The sequence below is a fragment of the Chamaesiphon sp. OTE_8_metabat_110 genome (genome assembly GCF_031382685.1).
Lineage (GTDB): Bacteria > Cyanobacteriota > Cyanobacteriia > Cyanobacteriales > Chamaesiphonaceae > Chamaesiphon.
Genome location: NZ_JANMZA010000252.1, coordinates 1 through 2,896, shown reverse-complemented (window position 1 = coordinate 2,896; position 2,896 = coordinate 1). Strand labels below are relative to the sequence as shown.

Here is a 2,896-nt window from a genome sequence, read left to right as displayed (position 1 = left end):
AGTTTTTCATGAGCGGATTTTTGCTTTGGCGAGATAGACAAATACTGGTGCCCCGACAAGTGCCGTCATTACGCCGACAGGCAGCTCTTGGGGCTGAATTAATAGTCTGGCGGCGATATCGGCAACTAACAGGAGAATGGCTCCGTAGACTGCCGAGTAGGGCAGAATCCAGCGATAATCGGTTTTGATAAAGAATTTCACGCCGTGGGGGACGACTAGCCCCACAAACCCGATCGGCCCCGCGATCGCCACAGAACTACCTGCGAGTAACACCATACTCGTTACCGTTAACAGCTTAATCGTCAGGGTGTTTTGTCCCAAACTGGTGGCAACGTCTTCGCCTAAGCTCAGGGTGGCGATTTGTCTACTGAGTGCAAACGCCAGTAATAACCCCACCATCATCACTGGTAATACCTGTAAAAATAGGTCGAAATCTCTCCCTACCAAGGAACCTGCCAGCCAAAAGCGAATTTCTTCTAAGGTACTCTGGCTGACGATCAGGATGCTGGTAGTTAAGGCGGCGATAAATGCGGCGATCGCGGCTCCCGCGATCGTCAGATTGAGCGGGGTGACTCCGCCAGGGCCGAGGGATGCACAGAAATAAACGACGATCGCCGCGATCGCCGCCCCCACAAAGGCGGCTCCGGCATAGTCTGAAGGGGTGGAGCTACCAAGCAGAAAGGATGTCCCGACGACAGCTAGAGCACCGCCAGCTTCGATGCCTAAGATGCCAGTTTCGGCGAGGGGATTGCGGGTTAAGCCTTGAATCGCCGCCCCCGCTACGGCAAGCGCAGCCCCGACAGCGAGTGCCATTAGCGATCGTGGCAATCTGACTGTTTGGATAATCAGATGGTCGAAGGAATTATCGAACTGGGTAAAGGAGTCGAAAATCACTGCTAGCGAAATGTCTCTAGTGCCTAAAGTAATGCTATAGATCGCACACCCGATCGCTACCACCACGCCTAGCCCTAGCCCTACTAGTGGCGAAGGTTTCAGATATTTAGACAACCTCGCAACAGTGGGGTCGAGCATAGATACTTGCTAAAGTTAATCATTTAATCTTACTAACTATTAGTAATTATTTGCAATGGTATTTTTGGCGGATCTAGAGCTAATACCAAATCCGATTCATACAGACTCCCGATCGCTAGTACAATCCTGTCGCCCTCACCCAAGATTGGGAGAGGGGCTGGGGGTGAGGGCTGAGGTTAACCAGAGTTGGTAGAATTGCTAATTCTTAGCAGCCGATCGCTGCTATCGCGTCAAAAAAGACCCGACCTCAGAATGTGACAAAAAGACCGATCGGGGATAGACAACACGGAGATCGCTCCTGTACAATCGAACTTTATTGATAACTATTCTTATTTAAGATGCAGGCTAATAATTCCAGTGGTAAGTATTGTTTCTGCCAACAGCTATGCCTACAGCAGATTTGTCTGGCGTTCGCTGCTGTAATCATTGCCCTACCAGTTCGAGTTCAAGCGCAAACGATCGCAGGTGCCACCAGTCAGGCAACGACCGAGACTTTAGATCGAAAAAATTTGCCGCTCGTCAAAAAACTCCTAGCGCAGGCAGCCCCCGCACCGCTGAATATTACTGGAATTAAGCTCAACCCGCAGAATAACGGCATTGAAGTAGTCTTAGAAACTGCGGGGACGCTTGCGGCTCCGGCTCCCCAGATCGTTGGCAATCTCCTCTACTTCGATATCCCCAACGCCACGATCGTTCAACCATTTCAAGCGGCAAATCCGGCTCCAGGAGTGGGAAATGTCACTGTTACTCAACTAAATCCTAGCTTCGTGCGCGTGACGGTAACTGGTACCAATGGGGCACCCCAAGCAACGGTAATTGCCAGCGAAGCGGGTGCGACACCCCCTGTAGCCCAGACCGCCGAACCAGAACTAGAAATCAACGTCACTGGAAGTTCGCTGCGAGACTCCTACCGCAAGCCCAATGCTGCTAGTGTGACGGGTACAAATACACCGATTATCGAAACTCCATTCTCCGTGCAAGTCATTCCCCAAGCGATTATTCGCGATAGGCAGAGTAGAGATGTTAAAGATGCGCTGAGTAATGTTAGCGGCGTTAATTATAATGGCGATGGCCAAAATCGCAGTGGGAACACGTTTAGCATTCGCGGCTTCTCTGGAGTGGCAACTTTGCGGGATGGATTCAGGCAATTTGGAAGTGGTCAGGGAGGAACCCAACCATTCAGCGAAATTGCTAATTTAGAGCAAGTTGAAGTCCTCAAAGGGCCAGCCTCAATTTTGTATGGCGCAATCGAGCCAGGTGGACTGATTAACCTCATTAGCAAGAAACCATTATCTACGCCATTTTATGAAGTAGAAGTTCAAGGTGGCTCTCGGAGTTTAATTAGCCCCCGTGTTGATGTTTCTGGCCCTTTAACCGCTGATGGCAAGGTACTCTATCGCGTCAATGGACTGTATCAAAGCAGCAACAGCGTGCGAAATTCCAATCAACCCGACCAGAAAACCTTTATTGCCCCGACCATTGCTTGGAAAGTTGGCGATAAGACCGATCTGACTATTTCCGCAGAATATATCGACTCCAATCGTCCTGGCGATTTTGGATTGCCCGCAATTGGTACGAGTGTAGCCAATGTACCACGCGATCGAATTACTGGCGACCCTAGCGATCGCATCACCAATCAATCCCTGAATATCGGTTATATGCTCGACCATCAGTTTAGCGACAACTGGAAACTCCGCAATGCTTTTCGCTATGCCTCAAATCAGTTCGATTTCAATGTTGTCGCCTATCCGGTAGGTTTCGATGAGACCACAAATACCGTCAACCGTCTTTTTGCCACTCAAGAAGGACAGACCAAGGACTATACCTTTCAAACCAATTTAACTGGTGAATTTGCCACGGGAGA

Annotated in this window: 2 protein-coding genes; one reads left to right on the top strand and one right to left on the bottom strand. The window is 49.9% G+C overall.

All coding sequences use genetic code 11. From position 1 onward, the window contains the following. Nucleotides 1-6: 6 nt before the first annotated feature. On the bottom strand, nt 7-1,032 hold the full coding sequence (locus RMO52_RS09290) for an iron ABC transporter permease (RefSeq protein WP_310413229.1): 1,026 nt from the start codon (nt 1,030-1,032) through the stop codon (nt 7-9). A 338-nt stretch (nt 1,033-1,370) separates the two neighbouring features. Between RMO52_RS09290 and RMO52_RS09285 the strand changes: the two genes are divergently transcribed. Further along, nucleotides 1,371-2,896 (top strand): TonB-dependent receptor plug domain-containing protein (locus RMO52_RS09285; protein ID WP_310413226.1); only part of this gene is annotated, 1,526 nt, incomplete at its 3' end.

Excerpts from the sequence above, each read along its gene's own strand:
- RMO52_RS09290 (WP_310413229.1), bottom strand. The coding sequence starts at position 1,032 with ATGCTCGACCCCACTGTTGCGAGGTTGTCTAAATATCTGAAACCTTCG.